Origin of the sequence: Corynebacterium sp. CCM 9203, assembly GCF_041357675.1 — a bacterium.
In the GTDB taxonomy this organism is placed as follows: Bacteria; Actinomycetota; Actinomycetes; order Mycobacteriales; family Mycobacteriaceae; genus Corynebacterium.
On the sequence record NZ_JAUERY010000003.1, the window covers coordinates 135,764 to 152,421 of the forward strand.

Genomic DNA, 16,658 nt, shown 5'->3' on the forward strand with positions numbered 1-16,658 from the left:
GCGTCACCTATGTCAGGACAGACTGGATTACCTCACGCGGGGTGTACCATTTTCAGTTGTCCCTCCATCGATGGAGAAGTCGACAGAGTCATCCTCGTGGAGCTCACGTTCGACCTTCTCCTGAACGGTCGCCGCCATCTCATCCTCGTCGATGTTCGATGCCTTCAGACGACGGTCCAGTTCCCGCTGGTGCCCGGCGGTGAACTTCTTCGCGGGATCAAGTTTTCGAGCCATGAGAACGCGTATGCGTTTACGCCGTTTAACTTCTGTCACGATCATTCCGCGGTCACGGATCCAGGCATAGATGAGAACAACCATGAGAGCGACACCAACGTACCCGAGCAGAGGGTAGAGATAGGTGACGAGGGTACGGAACCCTAGGAAACTCAGAACGAAGCCCACCAAGACCGCGATCACGAAAGTGGAATTAAACTTCTGAGGATTATTCACCGTCAGTCGGCGGGTGAGCGCATAGAACATCCCCAGCGCGGAGTTGAAGATCATGCCGTAGATGGCCACCGACATGAGGGTACCCATGATCGGGTGCATGAGGCCCACAAGAGTCAGCATCGGCATCGCATCATCCTTGAGCATGTCCACCTTGAGAAACAGCGAGGACGCGACAAGACACAGCATCAGCCCGAAGGTTCCGCCACCAATGAGTCCACCGAGGCCGGCGACTCGGGCATTGAGGTAGTAACCACCGATGACGATGGACATCGAAACGACGACGATCAGCGAGAATCCCAGGTAGTTCAGGGAAGCGACCCAGACGTTGGGCAACGTCGTATGGATCGTCGCAGCGGAGGCCTCGAGATGTGACCAGTCATCCGGGGCTGTGGCGAAAGCGTAAACAGCGGCGATGAAGATGAACAGGATAATTCCCGGGGTAATCGCCCCGATAATGTTGCTGACCTTGTCCACGTCGAGTCGTCCGAGAATCAGGACGAGAACGAGGAGTATAACCGCCCCAATCCACACCGGGAGTCCAAACTGCTGGTTGAGGTTGGCTCCGGCCCCGGCGAACATGACCATCCCCAGTGAGAAGATGGTCAACATCACTGAACCGTCGAGGAATTTCACGGCGACAGGGTGCGCCACCTTATCCAGCACCGCAGTATGCTCGCTGGCTTGATGGTAGCTTCCGAGCTGCAAGATGACGAGACCGACCACACACATCATCACCGCGACCGATACCGCTCCCCAGAGCCCGGCGTGACCGAACACGACGAAGAACTGGAGCACCTCCTGACCGGATGCAAATCCGGCACCGACGCTCAGGCCAACGAAGGCCATCGCGATTGCCATTACTCGTTTGAACATGTGGGGTTCTCCCTCTCCGGAGGATCGTCGAAGACTTGTCGTGGAGGCGAAGTCCCTTGACCTGGGTATCGCCAAAGGGAGATTGTAACGATACCGGACATGATAACCCATATCCATCGGATCGATATTCCTGAACAGCCTGTTTTCCCAGCGTCCTGACCGCTGTGACCTCTACGGGAAACCTGGCTGTCACGACTGGAACATCCATTTCATCGATGCCAAGACCTACTTCAGTCGGTGGACAAAGTGGTGCCCGCCACGGAGTCCTTTTGAATTCGTGGCGGGCACCCCAAAACAGTGGAACCAAAGGCTCGCGCCAGTCCCACTCAGGATCAGCGGCACTTCTCCGCAATGAGCTTGTTCACCAGTGCGGGGTCAGCTTTACCCCGGGTGGCCTTCATCACCGCGCCGACAATCGCCCCACCTGCCTTGGCGTTCCCGCCACGGATTTTCTCCACGATGTCGGGATTCGCGGCGAGCGCCTCGTCAACTGCCTTCTCGATGGCTCCGTCATCGCGAACCACCTCGAGGCCACGTGCGGCGACGACCTCGTCGATGTCCCCCTCGCCGGCGAGGACCCCGTCGACGGCCTGACGCGCAAGCTTGTTGGTCAGCTTCCCTTCCTTGACCAGTGCAGCGACACGGGCGACCTGAGCCGGGGTGACGTCGAGCTGTTCCAAGTCACAACCTGCCTCGTTGGCCTTCTGTGTGAGGTAGGAAACCCACCACGAGCGGGCTTCGGCCGGGGTGGCTCCCTCATCAACGGTAGCAATGATGAGATCAAGGGCACCGGCGTTGACCAGATCACGCATCTCCGCGTCGGAGAGCTTCCATTCTTCACGGATCCGAGCCTTGCGCACCCAGGGCAATTCGGGCAGGGTGGCACGGATCTCCTCGACCCATTCTCGTGGGGCGACCACGGGAGGGAGATCGGGGTCATTGAAGTAGCGGTACTCCTCCGCAGTCTCCTTGATTCGCCCAGCCGTCGTCGAACCGTCCGTCTCGTGGTAGTGACGAGTCTCCTGGCGGATCGAACCGCCCTCAGTGATGACCTGGGCCTGGCGCTGCATCTCGTAACGCACGGCCTGCTCGACGGACTTCAGCGAGTTGATGTTCTTGGTCTCGGTGCGGGTACCGAACTCGCTCTGCCCGATGGGGCGCAGCGAAAGATTGGAATCGACTCGCATCGAACCCTGATCCATGCGAGCATCGGAAACACCGAGTGCCTTGACCAGATCACGGAGAGCGGTGACATAGGCTCGCGCGACCTCCGGGGCTCGGCCCCCGGCGCCTTCAATAGGTTTGGTCACGATCTCGATGAGCGGTACCCCGGCGCGGTTGCAGTCCACCAGTGAAGATGTCGCACCCTGGATCCGCCCCTCCGAACCGCCGAGGTGCGTCAGCTTACCGGTGTCCTCCTCCATGTGCGCACGTTCGATCTCCACTCGCCAGGTGCTGCCGTCATCGAGAATGACGTCCAGGTATCCGTCATAGGCGATGGGTTCATCGTACTGGGAGATCTGGTAGTTCTTCGGCTGATCCGGGTAGAAGTAGTTCTTTCGGGCGAAGCGGGACGATTCAGCGATGGAGCAGTTCAACGCGAGTCCGATCTTGATCGCCCATTCCACGCCTTTTGCATTGACGACAGGCAGTGCCCCCGGCAGCCCGAGGCTGACAGGGTCGACATTGGAGTTCGGGGCCGAACCGAAGTTCGCGGAGGACGCGGAGAACATCTTCGTCTCCGTCTGCAGCTCGACGTGAACCTCCAGCCCCATCACCGGGTCAAAGTGTGCGAGTACCTCATCGAAATCCATAAGATCATTTACCGGAGCAGTCATGCCCGACAGTCTAACGGCTCACCGGTAGATGCCGCGCGTCCACTCCCGAGTTCCCGTCCTCGAGGACCGGATAGGGCGCCGCTTCGGATCCTTACGGTTCCCGGGTGAACGCCCGCAGGAAGAGAACGGTGAACCTGTCACGACGAAGACCCCGACGATCAGACCACTCAGATTCAGTACCATCCCTGCCCTCGAACCACACAGAACCACACAACGGAAATGAAGGTGCCACAGGCCTGAAGACACCGGTCAACGCGCACCACCCCGGAAGAACAGTTGTTCTTCCGGGGTGGTGCGCGCATGGAACAGCGTCAGCCGAACAGTGCTTGGGCGGTGCGGTAGCGACCTTCAGGAACCCGCTTCAGAGTACCCACAGCCTCTTCGAGATCAATGAGGTTGATGTGCTCACCTTTCAGAGCGACAACCTTGCCGAAGTCACCTGTGTGGCAGGCGCGGGCTGCGTGCACACCGTAGCGGGTGGCCAGAACCCGGTCGTAGGCGGTGGGGGTGCCACCACGCTGGATATGCCCGAGAACCGTGGTGCGGACATCATGTCCAGCCCGAGCCTGGATCTCGTCGGCAATCTGTTGCCCCATCCCGGTGAAGATCTCATGCCCGAACTGGTCCACTCCCCCGGACTTGAGTTCCATGGTGCCTTCCTTGGGCATAGCACCTTCCGCGACGACGACGATGCCGTACTTCTCCCCCATCTGGAAGCGTCGCTCCATGGCTTTGCAGATTTCCGCGACGTCGAAAGGCTGCTCCGGAATCACGATGTAGTGCGCGCCACCTGCCATACCTGCGTGCAGGGCAATCCAACCGACGTGACGGCCCATCACCTCGACGATCATGACCCGGTTATGGGACTCCGCTGTAGTATGCAGCCGATCAATGGCATCCGTGGCGACGGACACGGCGGTATCGAAACCGAAGGTGTAGTCGGTTCCATTGACGTCGTTATCAATCGTCTTCGGAACACCGACCACGGGGATACCGTTATCAGAAAGCCATTTAGCCCCCTTGAGTGTTCCTTCACCTCCGATGGGGATCAGGGCATCGACACCGGCATCTGCCAGATTCGCCTTGATCTGTTCGAGGCCGTTCTTGAACCTATCGGGGTGAAGCCGACCGGTTCCGAGAATCGTGCCGCCCCGGAGAAGAATCCGGTCAATGGACTCGTCGTCGTAGAGCTGGACACGGCGGTCCTCCATGAGACCGACCCAACCGTCCTGATATCCGACGACAGTTGAGCCGTAGTCCGAGCTAGCAGTGCGGACGATACCGCGGATGACAGCGTTGAGGCCGGGGCAATCGCCGCCGGAGGTCAGTGTCGCAATTCGCATAGTTTCTATCTTAGTCTGCCTTACCACCAGATGCCCGTTCGGAAGATGATCTGAAGAAAGAAACAGAAACAAAACCAAGAAAAAGTACGCAGGCCGTGATGATTACTGCGTTCCCCATCGCATTCCCGAGAGACGTTTTCGCTGCTCCTATCTGCATTGCTGCCCCGACGGCCGCCGCACCGACGACAGATCCGACCTGTCGTGTGGTGTTGTACACACCCGAAGCCGCACCAAGTCGATGGAGTGACAGATCTCTCATCGCGGTCGCCGAATTGGGCGACCAGATGAACCCGTGTCCCACTCCCATGAGCAGAATCGGTAAGAGAAGCCACCAAACGGAAATACCGTCACGCATCACAGCGGCAAGCACCCCGACCGCGACGGTCATCGCCCCGAAGCCGATCATCGAGAGTGTCCTCGGGTGAACCCGGTCAGCGAGCCGACCGACAAACGGCGAAAGAACTCCGGAAATGACAGCGGTGGGGACAAGCATGAGCCCGGCTTTCTCCGCACTCATCCCGAGACCATTCTGCAGGTAGATCATCATCGGTAGCGCGATGGACGCAACGGCGAATCCCATCGTCGCGATCGAGAATGCACCGATGGAGAAATTTCGGTTTCTGAAAATACCGAGGGGAATCAACGGGTCGGTGCCCTGCTCTCCCGCCGTGTGCTGACGCCAGAGAAACAGGAGCATCGAGATGATCCCGCCGAAGAACACGATCCAGATCCACCCGGGCCAGTTCAGCTTCGGCCCCTGCTGCATGGCGTAGACGACACCAAACACAGCGAACAGAGAGAGCACAACGCTCAGGACATCAACCTGGCGCGTCGTCTTCTCCATGGTAGGTACCCATTTCGCCACCATCACCAGACTTAGTACCCCGAAGGGGATGTTGATGAAAAAAATCCACTGCCAGCCGAGGGTACCGGTGATTAGGCCACCAAGAAGTGGGCCAGCAAGGGACGCAAACCCGGCGACAGCTCCCCAGATACCCATGGCCGCGCCTCGGCGTTCCCTAGCGAAGATCCGGTTGATCACACTCATGGTCTGAGGGGTGAGGATCGATGCCCCGAGCCCCTGAACGGCTCGTGCTGCGATGAGCCACTCAATGCTGGGGGCGAGCCCACAGGCCAGTGAGGAGAGGGTGAAGATGATCATGCCGACGAGGTACACGTTGCGCTGACCGTACCGGTCACCGAGACGCCCGGTAACTAGGAGCGGCACCGCAAATGTGATGAGGTAGATCGACGTGACCCAGACGACTGCGTTGAGCGACGCCCCCAGCTCCGTCTGGAACTGCGGCGTCGCCACCGCCACCACCGTTTGGTCGAGAAGGATCATGAAGAACCCGATACACAGCGCGGCAAGTGCGCGCCATGCCTGTTTCTCGGGCAGGACGGGGGACGCGGATCGGATATCGGTCACCCCGCCCATCCTACGACTACCGCTGTTCTGCGCCCTCCACTGTCGCTGCATCCCGGTTGTCCACGGTCGTCGGCTCCAGGTTGGGTTCCGACTGCGCCGGCGGCACTGTCCGGACTCCGCGGACCCCGGACCACATGCCGAAGGGAAGGAAGCTGAGCCCGATACCGAGGGCCGTGCGGTAGACACCAAAGGTGGCGATCAGCGGTGCGGTCACGGTGAGCCCGACCGGCTGGCTGAGACTTCCGGCCGCGGTGAACAGGGACAGGGTCCGCCCGCGCACCCGGTCGGGCACGGTCTCGGTGATCAGGACGAGATGCAGTGGCCCGAAGAGACCGGCACCGATCCCGGCGAGCACCATTCCGGTGAACACCAGCGGATCACGGCCGAGTCCGCCCAGGAAGAGAAACGCCAGGACGAACAGGACGACGGTGGTCGCCCAGAGCGTCCGCCTGCGTCGGGTGCCCAGAATCGTGGCCAAGCCACCGCCAATGACGAATCCGACGGCGTAGGCGGCGAGCACCGCCCCCATCACGGCCGGGGCGTCGACGGACTGGTAATGAGCGGGCAGGAGGATCACCAGATACGGGACGACGAGCATGGTGGACACCAGTTCCATGATGAGCAGGAGGCGCACGATGGGGTGGGTGAGGATCTCGCGCCACTGACGTACGACGCCCATGTCAGGAACCTCCGGGTCCATGTCCCTGGCGTAGCCACCTGTATGCGTGACCCGCACGACAGTGGTCAACGCTGCAGCGGCGAAGGAACAGCCTGCGGTTATCCAGAGCACCGTGATCACCGGCTGCACCGCCATCAGCACGCCTCCGAGTGCAGGCCCGATCAGTGCAGCGACACCCACGAGTGTCTGCATGATCCCGGCGAGTCTGTCCCGGGATACCCCGGACGTGGCCGAGACGTCGCCGAGCAGTGACTGTCTGGCGGCCATTCCGGGTACGTCACCGACCGCGCCGAACACGGCGAGCCCGATGAACCAGGCGAGTGTCAGCTCCAGGGAGGCGTCGACGGCGATGAGGGCGACGACGGAGAGTCCGCTGATCATGTCGGAGATCACGCTCATAGGTTTGCGCCCCAGTGTGTCGATCATCTGACCCCCGATGAACGACACGACCAGTGCGGCGAGCGCGGTGACCGCAACGACGGTGCCCGCGGCTGCGGGGTCCCCGGTCCGTTCGAGGATCAGCCATGGCCAGGTGATCAGCGCGATGGAGTTGCCGAACTGCGAGAGCCCGGCGGAGGAGAGGTAGAGCCACGCGGAGGCGCGGTGCCGCGCCGGGGTACCGGTCGTCATCGTGCGACCTCCGTGCCCGTGAGCTGTCCGACTAGTTCGTTGAACCGAATGATGGCCGGAGGGATGTCCCCGATCACGGAGTCGAGCACCACCGATGTGGGGAACTCTCCCCTCCGGAGTTCCTCCTCGTCGAGCTGCCGGATGTAGTCGGCCGCCCGGCGGGCAATTTCCGCCACGAGAGGATCGTCCGGTTCCACCGTCCACAGGTGGCTGACGTCCCGGAGCAGCACCCGGTACTCCGCGGACTCGAGGGCCTCGGTCGCCCACCGGACGCCGTCGTCGAACGTGTCCGGGAACACCGACCGGCAAACGACCCACACCCGGCCGATCGCACGGATGAATTCCTCGGCGACCCCGATCTCCCGCCATCGGCGGAACAGCGCCGCGTTCCCGTCGGACAACCCGACGAGTTCCGGCGAGTCCAGCCCGGCGAGGGACCTGACCCGGGCGAGCCGTACGGCGTCGGCCGGGACGTAGATCCGTCGCCCCGCACTGTCCCGACCGGCGGGCGGCATGAGCCCGATGTCGTGGTAGTGCCGGATCGTCCGTGCCGAGACCCCCGCGAAGGCGGCCAGTTCGCTGATGGTGAGCATCGTCATGGCTGGGACGCTAGTTGCTTCCGTAGGGGCAACCGCAAGAGATCCGGGGGGACGGTTCCGTCAGTGGATCGCCCGACTTGTTCACTGTCCCGCATCATCGACGTACAACCGGTAAACGAGTTCATTGAACCGCACGAGTGCCGGCGGATAGAACTCGATCACGGAATCGACGACAGCGGAGTCCGGGGTCACGAACTGTTCCTTGTCCGGGCCGTACGTGGCACGGAGATAGGCCGCCAGCCGCCGGGCGGTGTGCTCGACGGCGGGATCATCCGGGTCCGTGTCCCAGAGCTCCGAGATATCGGTGAGCAGGTGCCGGTACTCCGGGTAATCCAGGTCACCGGCACCATGGCGGAGGCGTTCCCGGAAACGGCCGGGGAAGACCACCGCACAGACCGTCCATGTCGCCCTGGTCGCCGCGATCAGCTCCTCGCGAATCCCGATCCGGCGCCACTCCCCGAGTATCTCTATGGCCTCGGTGGGAAGTCCTATGCGGTCGGGGTCAGCGAGTTCCCGAAGCCTGGCCCGCCGAGCGCGCACGGTCTTCTCCTCGGCGTCGAGACGCCTGTCAACCCGCTGCCGCAGTGACCGGTAGACGTCGCCGTCGATGTCCCAGGCACCGGGAGGAAGGACGTCGAGGATGTCGTTCAAGCTGAACCCCGCCTCGATGAGGTTCCGGATCCGGACCAGGCGCACCGCGTCCTCCGGAACATAGATACGCTGTCCGGATCCGTCCCGACCGGCGGGTGGCATGAGGCCAATGTCGTGGTAGTGCCGGATCGTGCGGGTGGTGACCTCCGCGAACACGGCCAGGTCACGGATCGTGAGCGTCATGGTCATGACGCTCAGGTTAGGCGTTGACCCTGCGGTAACCGCAAATGTTCGCCACTTCCTTTACCACGTGACTCCCGCAGCCTATTCCCGGTATACAGCCAGTGGACGACCCGTCGGAACGCGCGGGCGTGGCCCGATGCGACGGTGGCAAGCACATCTGCCAGCAGGTGGTGGAGGGTGTATGACGAGGATCAGTCCCGTGGATGCGGCGCCCATTCCCGGCGACGTATCGGGTCTGGACAGGTGGCCGTCCGTCCAGACGGTGACGACAGGTGGTGGGTAGCATTCTCCCGGTAGGATCGCCGCGAGGATGATCAGCCCACCGACCACAAGGACGCGGTTCTGATTCCCTCATCTGGGTCGAGTTCCCCGGTGAGCAGTTCGAGGAAGGTTGTCTTTCCGGCACCGTTACGACCGGTGACACCATGTGCACCGGGGTACAGTTGCAGATTCAGGTCGGTGAGTGTGTGCTCCCTTTTTCCTCCGGCCCAGGAGACAACGGAACGCACGATCTTTTCTGGTGGCAGGAGAAAACGTGTGTGCGGTCGTCTTCTTTTCGGTCTCACTGGACCGATCTCAAAGGCTCTAAGGTGGACAACATGGATATGACATTGAAGAAAGCAGAAGACGTCAACACGGCAGCGGTGGTCACCACGGGTCTGATCGGTGGGTGGCTAACCGCCCGCGAAACCGGTATCCGCCCCCTCGGTGGAGTTCTACTCGGGGCCGCCGGAATCTGGGCTGCCCGTACCTGGGCGGCCCAGAAGGGGCCACTCACCGCAACCGCACTCACAGGTCTCTATATCGGGGCATTCGGAGCCTCGCATCCGCTGGCCAAGAAGATCGGTTCCTGGCCTGCTGTTCTCGCCGTCACCAGCATCACCGCAGGTACCGCATATCTAGTCAGTGACCGCGCCTGATTCCCCGTAGACCGGGAGACAAGAACCGGCCCCACAGTTGAACTGTGGGGCCGGTTCTTGTCGTGATAATCCGTTTGACGGAGTTTAGCCACGCCCCACTTCGAAGGCGGCGCCGACCCGGTAAAGCCGATCATCAGCGAATGCGGGGGCCATGATCTGTAGACCGACGGGCAGTTCCGTATCGGTTGCCAGACCTGACGGCAGGGACATACCGCAGACACCGGCGAGGTTGAGCGGTAGCGTGCACAGATCAAAGTTGTACATCGCCATCGGATCGGAAACCTTTTCACCCAGCTTGAACGCCGTCGTCGGCGTCGTCGGGGAAATCAGGACATCACATTTCTCATACGCACTGGCGAAATCCCGCGCGATAAGTGAGCGGACACGCTGCGCCTGCAGGTAGTAGGCATCGTAGTAGCCGACTGATAGAGCGTAGGTACCGAGGAGGATGCGGCGCTTGACCTCGGGGCCGAATCCGGCGGCACGGGATAGCGACATAACTTCTTCAGCGGACCGCTCCCCATCATCACCAACCCGTAGCCCGTAGCGCATGCCGTCGAAGCGGGCGAGGTTAGAGGACACCTCGCACGGGAGGATCAGGTAGTAAGCGCCGAGGGCCTCGTCGAAGTACGGGCAGTCGACCTCGACAATCTCCGCCCCTTGGTTCCTGAGCTGCTCGACGGCTGCATGGAAGGAGTTGAGGACACCGGGTTGAAAACCCTCTCTGTCGAACTGCTTGACTAGCCCGATCTTCACACCGCTGAGATCACCGGTGGCACCGGAGCGGGCGGCACCGACAACATCGGCGACCGGCCGGTTAACACTGGTTGCATCAAAGGGATCATGGCCCGCGATGACCTCATGCAGCAATGCGGTATCGAGCACGGTACGCGCGGTGGGGCCACCCTGGTCCAGGGATGAGGCGCAGGCGACGAGTCCGTAGCGGGACACGGTGCCATAGGTCGGCTTCACGCCGACTGTATCGGTGAGCGCGGCTGGCTGGCGGATGGAACCACCGGTGTCGGTGCCGATGGCGAGCGGCGCCTCACCGGAGGCGAGGGCAGCGGCGCTGCCGCCACCTGAACCACCGGCGGTACGCTCCGGATCCCACGGGTTCCGAGTCGGGCCGTATGCCGAGTTCTCAGTGGACGATCCCATGGCGAACTCGTCCATGTTGGTCTTACCCAGGATCGGGATGCCCGCGGCACGGATCCGACCGGTCACCGTGGCGTCATAGGGGCTCATGTAACCCTCGAGCATCTTCGAGCCACAGGTGGTGGGGGCGTCGGTCGTGGTGAACACGTCCTTCAGCGCGAGCGGAACACCGGCGAGTGCCGATGCTGGCTTCTCTCCTGCATCCAGGGTGCGGTCAACCTCGGCCGCTGCCGCCAGGGCGGCCTCCTCACCGACATGCAGGAATGCGTGGATCTCCCCGTCGACGGCGTTGATGCGGTCGAGATGGGCGCGGGTGACTTCGACGGAGGTGACCTCACGGGAGTGAATTTTCTCGGCCAGTTCCGCAGCGGTCAGCCGGGTCAATTCATTGCCGGAGGCGGTGTAGCGCAGATCGGTGGTCATCTAGTCTTCCTCCCCGAGGATGTGCGGAACCTGGAAACGCTGCTCTTCTACGGCGGGCGCCTGATCGAGCGCCTGCTCGGCGGAGAGGGTCGGCAGAACGACGTCCTCGCGCATCGGGGTCTGGATGGCATGCGGGTGGCTCATCGGCTCGACGTCCGAGGCATCGACGCTCCGGACCGCACTGACGTTGGCGATGATGTCGTCGATCTGGTCGACAAAGGCGTCAAGCTCTTCATCTGTGAGGGCCAACCGGGACAGTTTGCCGAGGTGCGCCACCTCTTCACGGGAAATCTGGGACACGTCTGTGCTTCCTCTTTTCGCGTCATTATTGTCACGTCGGAGCGCACCTCCCCTTACTTCCGGCGGACGCTTGAAACGTAGCGGGACGACAGGGCGGTGCGTCACGGTGTTTGTGCGCCCACCACTCTAACGCACCGCTTCCAGTATCCACCGGTGAGCCACCGCAGCCCCATCTCTAGCCCACTACTCAGAGCTGCTCTGAATCACCGACGCGCTCCGACGCCAGCTCCCGGACAGCCCCGACAACCGCCGCGACCGATGGAGCGTGCGGCTCCCGCCCTCTGCTGACAAGCCGAACATCCCGCCCCCGCCCCAAGAGTCGGAGCACGTTGACACCGGGGTGACGGTGGGCAGCCAGGGCGAGATCAGGCAGGAGCGCCACGCCGTGTCCCGCTGCGACGAGCGCCTGCACGGCCACGTAGTCGTCACTGGAATAGCCTGTCTCCGGGGTGAAGCCCGCGTCTTCGCAGAGCGTGATCAGATGGGTCCGGCAACTCGGGCAGCCAGCATGCCATCTCCGTTCGGAGAATGCACGCAGTGCCCCAGGATAGACGGCATTTCCTTCCACAGACAGATCCACGGGGAGCGGGGTATCCGTGGGGACAACGAGGTTGAGGTCTTCCCGGAATAGGACGGACCCGGCTTCAGCAGCATCGGTTCCATAAGTGAAGGTGAGAGCAAGATCTGCGGTCCCCTCAGCCAACGCGGTGGTGGCAGCGGGCGGTTCCGCAGCAATCACGTCGAGGGTGAGGTCCGGGAAGCGCTCCGCGATCCGCGTGAGTACACCGGGAATGAGAGTTGCCGTGGCGGAAGGAAACGATGCAATACGTACAGTGCCCCGTTCGAGTCGGCTCATCGCCGCGAGATCCCGGTCGATCCGTTCGAGTTCCGCGAGTACTCCCCTGCCGCGACGGGCGAGTTCCTCGCCCTCCGCAGTGAGCACGAGGGTGCGTCCGCACCTCACAACCAAGGTTGCTCCGGTTTCGGCTGCGAGCCGATGGAGGTGGTGTGTGGCGGTCGGCTGGGTCATCCACAGTGCTTTCGCAGCCCGGGTCAGCGTACCGTGTTCCGCGAAAGCCACGAGTACCCGGAGTCTCTCGACATCAATCACGGTCTGCTCCTCGTGTATTTTCGGGATTCATAAAAAGATCGATACCATCGATAGATATCAGATAAACAATCGCTTGGACGAATGGTTCTGGTGTGCAGAGACTGGTGTCATGGTTGATTTTGAGGACATCCGGACAGCGCACCGCCATTACACTGCAATTCTTCCACCCACACCAGCATTCAGTTACCCCACCCTTAATGCCGTCTGTGGTGGGGCGTCCGTCGTGGTGAAACACGAAAACACCCAACCAACCGGTGCGTTCAAGATCCGGGGCGGCATCTCCTACTTCGCTGAACGAATGGCCCAGGGAACCCGCCTCGAATCGGTGGTCACCGCATCGACAGGTAATCACGCCCAGTCGATCGCTTGGAGCGCCGCCCGGAACGGGGTCGACGCACTCATCGTCGTCCCCGAAACCACCCCAGAAGCAAAGGTTCACGCAATCAGCGGTTGGGGTGCCCGGGTTGTCCGGTATGGAGCCACGATGTCCGAGGCGCTCACCCATGCCCGCGACGAGTATCCGAACCGAGTCTTCGTGAGCCCCTCAGACCCCGATATAATCGCGGGACACGGTGGTGTCTACCTCGAACTCTTACAGCAGCACCCCGACCTGGAGGTGGTCTACGTCCCGGTCGGTAGCGGAACAGGAGCCTGCGGGGCGATACTCGTTCGGGACGCGTTGGCCCCGGAATGTCGGATAATCGGAGTGCAGTCCGCTCAGGCCCCCGCCGCGCACCACGCATGGACGACAGGCGAACCGACGGAGATCACCCCCATGACCCGAGCTGCGGGCCTGGCCACCGGTTCGAGTTACCCGGAGCCGCAGAGGATCATGCGTGGGCTGGACGATTTCATACTCGTCGACGATACGGAAATAGACCTCGCCCGGAGGATTCTCGCGACCCGGGCACACACTCTCGCCGAAGGTGCGGGCGCCGCCGGACTCGCGGGACTGCTCGCTGACTTCCGCAGGGAAACAGCCTCCGCTAACCACTGTGCAATCGTGGTGACAGGTGGAAACGCCGACGACAATGAACTCGCGACCCTCGGCTGCTGATCTCTCCGGGAACTTCGGGACACGTTCAGGCGTTATCATCATGAACCGGTGTCCACGATGCCGCGGCTGGGTGTCATCCCATCCGGGAACTGGACACCATTTCCGCATGACGGGAACCCACCGAGTTAACCGCATGCGGGACAACGATGACACTCCCCGAAAGGTCACCTGCTAACGATGTCCTACCTCCTCCGCGTGCTCCTGCCCGACGTCCCGGGAAGCCTCGGCCAACTAGCGGAGGCGCTCGGCCTGGTGGAGGGCAACATCCAGTCCGTCGACGTCGTATCGACGTTCCCGGACGGTACCGCGATGGATGACATCGTCGTTTCTCTTCCCTCGACACTCCTTCCGGATTCCCTGATCAGCGCCGCTGAACAAGTGGAGGGCGTGCAGGTCGACTCAATCCGCCCATTCTCCGGGACCGTCGACAGACGGGGCCAGATCGAAATGCTCGCCCTCGTCGCCAGACACCGCCGGAACGTGAATCGCGCGATGACCGAACTTGTCACCGTCCTCCCCAGGACAATGACGTCCGGCTGGGGCATCGTCCTAAACACGGAACCACGACTCACCCGAATAGCTGCATCACAGGCCGCTCCAGAAGATGACGGCTCGAATCCAGAGACCGGGATAGATTGCTCCCGGATCCTCGACCGGGAACGGGACACCTGGATTCCAGAGTCCTGGACGCTCCTCGACTCGGCACTCGCAGCTACCCCGATCCGGGGAACTACTCTCGCGCTAGTGGTGGGGAGGCCCGGTGGACCCGATTTCCTCGCCAGCGAAGTCGAACACCTCGGGCACTTGGGCGACATCATCGGGTCAATACTGAAGTAACCGGGAAATAAGGGATCAGTCGACGGTGTCCAACGCCGCGACCCCCCTTTCCAGTAAACGGGTGAAGCTGTCTTCATCGAGAATCCGCAGTCCCAGTTCCCGGGCCTTCGTCTCTTTCGAACCCGCATTGTCCCCGACCACCACGAAGTCGGTTTTCTTTGACACCGATCCGGAGGCTTTTCCTCCTCTGAAGATGATGGCCTCTTTTGCACTGTCCCGCGTGTAGTTTTGCAGCGATCCGGTGATGACCACGGTAAGGCCTTTGAGCGTCTGTGCCGCACTGTTGTCAGCGGAATCCTCCATCGTGACTCCGGCAGCGGCCCAGGCGTCGACGATTGTCCGATGCCAATCCACTTCAAACCAGTCCAGGAAACTACGGGCGATCACTTCACCGACGCCCTCGGTGTCCGCGAGTTCCGCGATATCCGCTGCCCGCATGGCCGCCAGCGACCGGAATCGGCCAGCGAGGGAACGGGCCGCAGTGGGGCCGACGTGCCTTATGGACAGTGCGACGAGTACCCGCCACAGTTCCACCCGTTCCGCGGCCTCCCGCAGATTCTTCAACAGTTTCTGGCCTTGGGCATTCACTTTCCCAGTCTTCGTCGTGTAGACCGATGAGCGTGAGAGAGAATCCTCGGTGAGAGAGAACAGCCCGGATTCATCCACGAGAATACCGCTACGAATCAGATCGATGGCCCCCTTCTCCCCCAGCGCCTCAATGTCGAATGCACCACGCCCCGCCAGGTAGGTCAGCCGGGCGGAAAGTTGACCAGGGCAGCTTCGGGTATTCGGGCAGCGCCAGTCGGCATCTTCCGCCCGGGTCGGCGCGATCCGGGTACCACACTCTGGACACAGAGTGGGAAATACGAAGGCACGTTCGGTTCCATCCCGCTTCTCAACGACTGGACCCAGAACCTCGGGGATCACTTCCCCGGCTTTCCGGATGACGACGATGTCTCCGATCAGGACGCCTTTACGTCGGACTTCGGTCTGGTTGTGCAACGTGGCCATCGACACGGTGGATCCAGCGACGAACACGGGCTCCATAACCGCGAAGGGGGTGACCCGGCCGGTACGCCCGACACCGACCTGGATGTCGATGAGCCGGGTCGTGACCTCCTCCGGGGGATACTTGTAGGCTATGGCCCACCGAGGTGCACGGGAGGTCGATCCCAGAGCTCGCTGGGTGGCGAGGTCATCGACCTTGATCACGACACCATCCATCTCGTGAGTCGCGTCGTGACGATGTTCCGCCCAATAGCGCACGCGGTCGTGTACCTCCGCCGCCGTGCTCACGGCACGGGTATACGGGGATACGGGAAGCCCCCAGGCTTCCAACGCGAGATACGCATCATAATGGGAGACGGGGGTGAAGCCCTCGGCTGCACCTATACCGTGGCAGATCATCCGCAATCGACGCTTGCGGACATCCGCGGTGTTCTTCTGCCGAAGTGACCCGGCTGCGGCATTCCGGGGATTCGCGAAGGGCTTGCCGCCGTCTTTGATCCGCTGTGCATTCACCTCGGCGAAATCCTCCACGGGAATGAATACCTCACCCCGGACCTCCAGCAAGTCGGGAACCGGATACTCCGCACTACCGGTGAGCTCGTGCGGGATATCATCGATAACCCGTGCATTGGCGGTGATATCCTCACCGATCCTGCCATCACCACGCGTGGCCGCTCGATCGAGCAGTCCGTTCCGGTAGATGAGATCGATCGACAGTCCATCAATCTTGAGCTCGGTCAGATATCTGGGGGCTGGGGTTCTGGCGAGCCAATCTGCGAGTTCCGTGGCATCGAAGACGTTATCGAGGCTCAGCATCCGTTCCGGGTGCTCGACATTGGCGAAACTGGAGCTACCGGAAACCGGTGCTCCGACTGACATCGTGGGACTGTCCGGCACCGCGAGTTCAGGATGCCCCGCCTCCAGTGCCTGCAGTTCACGAAAGAGTGCGTCGAAGTCTGCGTCGGGGATCGAGGGCCGACCATTGTAGTAAAGATCCCGATGGTAGCGGATCTCATCCGCGAGTTCGTTCCACCGTCTGCGAAGATCGGTATCGCTCGCTGTGGATGCCGCGGCACCGGCCCGGCCTTCAGGGTTGTTGTAGCGCTGAGTCACGCGTGCCAGTTTAACGGTCGCCCGGGCGCAGGTTGGCGCCCCGTCTGACGCGGATCACG

15 protein-coding genes are annotated in these 16,658 nt (G+C 62.0%); 3 read left to right on the forward strand and 12 right to left on the reverse strand.

Annotated features, from left to right (window positions below; translation table 11 throughout):
* Nucleotides 1–27: 27 nt before the first annotated feature.
* From QWU44_RS07350 to QWU44_RS07385, 8 genes are all read right to left on the reverse strand, one after another.
* Nucleotides 28–1,323 carry a hypothetical protein gene (locus QWU44_RS07350; RefSeq protein WP_370915041.1) on the reverse strand — a complete coding sequence of 432 codons (1,296 nt, stop codon included), beginning with the start codon at nucleotides 1,321–1,323 and terminating at the stop codon, nucleotides 28–30.
* 332 nt (nucleotides 1,324–1,655) lie between these two features.
* On the reverse strand, nucleotides 1,656–3,161 hold the full coding sequence (gatB, locus tag QWU44_RS07355; RefSeq protein ID WP_370915042.1) for an Asp-tRNA(Asn)/Glu-tRNA(Gln) amidotransferase subunit GatB: 1,506 nt from the start codon (nucleotides 3,159–3,161) through the stop codon (nucleotides 1,656–1,658).
* 311 nt (nucleotides 3,162–3,472) lie between these two features.
* Nucleotides 3,473–4,504: a 6-phosphofructokinase gene (locus tag QWU44_RS07360; protein ID WP_370915043.1), complete on the reverse strand. Its 1,032-nt coding sequence runs from the start codon at nucleotides 4,502–4,504 to the stop codon at nucleotides 3,473–3,475.
* A 10-nt stretch (nucleotides 4,505–4,514) separates the two neighbouring features.
* Complete coding sequence (locus QWU44_RS07365) at nucleotides 4,515–5,942, reverse strand: DHA2 family efflux MFS transporter permease subunit (protein ID WP_370915044.1); 1,428 nt, start codon at nucleotides 5,940–5,942, stop codon at nucleotides 4,515–4,517.
* 7 nt (nucleotides 5,943–5,949) lie between these two features.
* Complete coding sequence (locus QWU44_RS07370; protein ID WP_370915045.1) at nucleotides 5,950–7,242, reverse strand: MFS transporter; 1,293 nt, start codon at nucleotides 7,240–7,242, stop codon at nucleotides 5,950–5,952.
* Nucleotides 7,239–7,841 carry a MerR family DNA-binding transcriptional regulator gene (locus QWU44_RS07375; RefSeq protein WP_370915046.1) on the reverse strand — a complete coding sequence of 201 codons (603 nt, stop codon included), beginning with the start codon at nucleotides 7,839–7,841 and terminating at the stop codon, nucleotides 7,239–7,241. The genes QWU44_RS07370 and QWU44_RS07375 overlap by 4 nt, the downstream gene beginning before the upstream one ends.
* Before the next feature lie 81 nt (nucleotides 7,842–7,922).
* Nucleotides 7,923–8,681 carry a MerR family transcriptional regulator gene (locus tag QWU44_RS07380; RefSeq protein ID WP_370915047.1) on the reverse strand — a complete coding sequence of 253 codons (759 nt, stop codon included), beginning with the start codon at nucleotides 8,679–8,681 and terminating at the stop codon, nucleotides 7,923–7,925.
* Nucleotides 8,682–8,989: 308 nt separating this feature from the next.
* Entirely contained in the window at nucleotides 8,990–9,184 is a 195-nt protein-coding gene (locus QWU44_RS07385) for an ATP-binding cassette domain-containing protein (protein WP_370915048.1), read from the reverse strand.
* A gap of 90 nt (nucleotides 9,185–9,274) precedes the next feature.
* Between QWU44_RS07385 and QWU44_RS07390 the strand changes: the two genes are divergently transcribed.
* Entirely contained in the window at nucleotides 9,275–9,595 is a 321-nt protein-coding gene (locus tag QWU44_RS07390) for a hypothetical protein (protein ID WP_370915049.1), read from the forward strand.
* 84 nt (nucleotides 9,596–9,679) lie between these two features.
* Here the strand turns inward: QWU44_RS07390 and gatA are convergent, their stop codons facing one another.
* The 3 genes from gatA to QWU44_RS07405 form a co-directional block, all read right to left on the reverse strand.
* Entirely contained in the window at nucleotides 9,680–11,173 is a 1,494-nt protein-coding gene (gene gatA, locus QWU44_RS07395; RefSeq protein ID WP_370915050.1) for an Asp-tRNA(Asn)/Glu-tRNA(Gln) amidotransferase subunit GatA, read from the reverse strand.
* A complete protein-coding gene (gatC, locus tag QWU44_RS07400) occupies nucleotides 11,174–11,473 on the reverse strand; it encodes an Asp-tRNA(Asn)/Glu-tRNA(Gln) amidotransferase subunit GatC (protein WP_198737354.1) in 300 nt (99 codons plus the stop codon).
* 187 nt (nucleotides 11,474–11,660) lie between these two features.
* Nucleotides 11,661–12,584, reverse strand: a complete 924-nt coding sequence (locus QWU44_RS07405) for a LysR family transcriptional regulator (protein ID WP_370915051.1) — start codon at nucleotides 12,582–12,584, stop codon at nucleotides 11,661–11,663.
* 109 nt (nucleotides 12,585–12,693) lie between these two features.
* Here QWU44_RS07405 and QWU44_RS07410 point away from each other — a divergent pair, with 109 nt between their 5' ends.
* Both QWU44_RS07410 and QWU44_RS07415 read left to right on the forward strand, forming a co-directional pair.
* A complete protein-coding gene (locus tag QWU44_RS07410; protein WP_370915052.1) occupies nucleotides 12,694–13,641 on the forward strand; it encodes a threonine/serine dehydratase in 948 nt (315 codons plus the stop codon).
* Between the two features lie 177 nt (nucleotides 13,642–13,818).
* Entirely contained in the window at nucleotides 13,819–14,478 is a 660-nt protein-coding gene (locus QWU44_RS07415) for an amino acid-binding ACT domain protein (protein WP_370915053.1), read from the forward strand.
* 15 nt (nucleotides 14,479–14,493) lie between these two features.
* Here the strand turns inward: QWU44_RS07415 and ligA are convergent, their stop codons facing one another.
* Nucleotides 14,494–16,599 carry an NAD-dependent DNA ligase LigA gene (gene ligA / locus QWU44_RS07420; RefSeq protein WP_370915054.1) on the reverse strand — a complete coding sequence of 702 codons (2,106 nt, stop codon included), beginning with the start codon at nucleotides 16,597–16,599 and terminating at the stop codon, nucleotides 14,494–14,496.
* Nucleotides 16,600–16,658: the final 59 nt, after the last annotated feature.

Coding starts and splice junctions, on each gene's coding strand:
- QWU44_RS07370 (WP_370915045.1), bottom strand. CDS start 7,242: ATGACGACCGGTACCCCGGCGCGGCACCGCGCCTCCGCGTGGCTCTAC.
- QWU44_RS07410 (WP_370915052.1), top strand. CDS start 12,694: ATGGTTGATTTTGAGGACATCCGGACAGCGCACCGCCATTACACTGCA.
- gatB (WP_370915042.1), bottom strand. CDS start 3,161: ATGACTGCTCCGGTAAATGATCTTATGGATTTCGATGAGGTACTCGCA.
- QWU44_RS07375 (WP_370915046.1), bottom strand. CDS start 7,841: ATGACGATGCTCACCATCAGCGAACTGGCCGCCTTCGCGGGGGTCTCG.
- QWU44_RS07390 (WP_370915049.1), top strand. CDS start 9,275: ATGGATATGACATTGAAGAAAGCAGAAGACGTCAACACGGCAGCGGTG.
- QWU44_RS07415 (WP_370915053.1), top strand. CDS start 13,819: ATGTCCTACCTCCTCCGCGTGCTCCTGCCCGACGTCCCGGGAAGCCTC.
- QWU44_RS07360 (WP_370915043.1), bottom strand. CDS start 4,504: ATGCGAATTGCGACACTGACCTCCGGCGGCGATTGCCCCGGCCTCAAC.
- QWU44_RS07380 (WP_370915047.1), bottom strand. CDS start 8,681: ATGACCATGACGCTCACGATCCGTGACCTGGCCGTGTTCGCGGAGGTC.
- gatA (WP_370915050.1), bottom strand. CDS start 11,173: ATGACCACCGATCTGCGCTACACCGCCTCCGGCAATGAATTGACCCGG.
- QWU44_RS07350 (WP_370915041.1), bottom strand. CDS start 1,323: ATGTTCAAACGAGTAATGGCAATCGCGATGGCCTTCGTTGGCCTGAGC.
- QWU44_RS07365 (WP_370915044.1), bottom strand. CDS start 5,942: ATGGGCGGGGTGACCGATATCCGATCCGCGTCCCCCGTCCTGCCCGAG.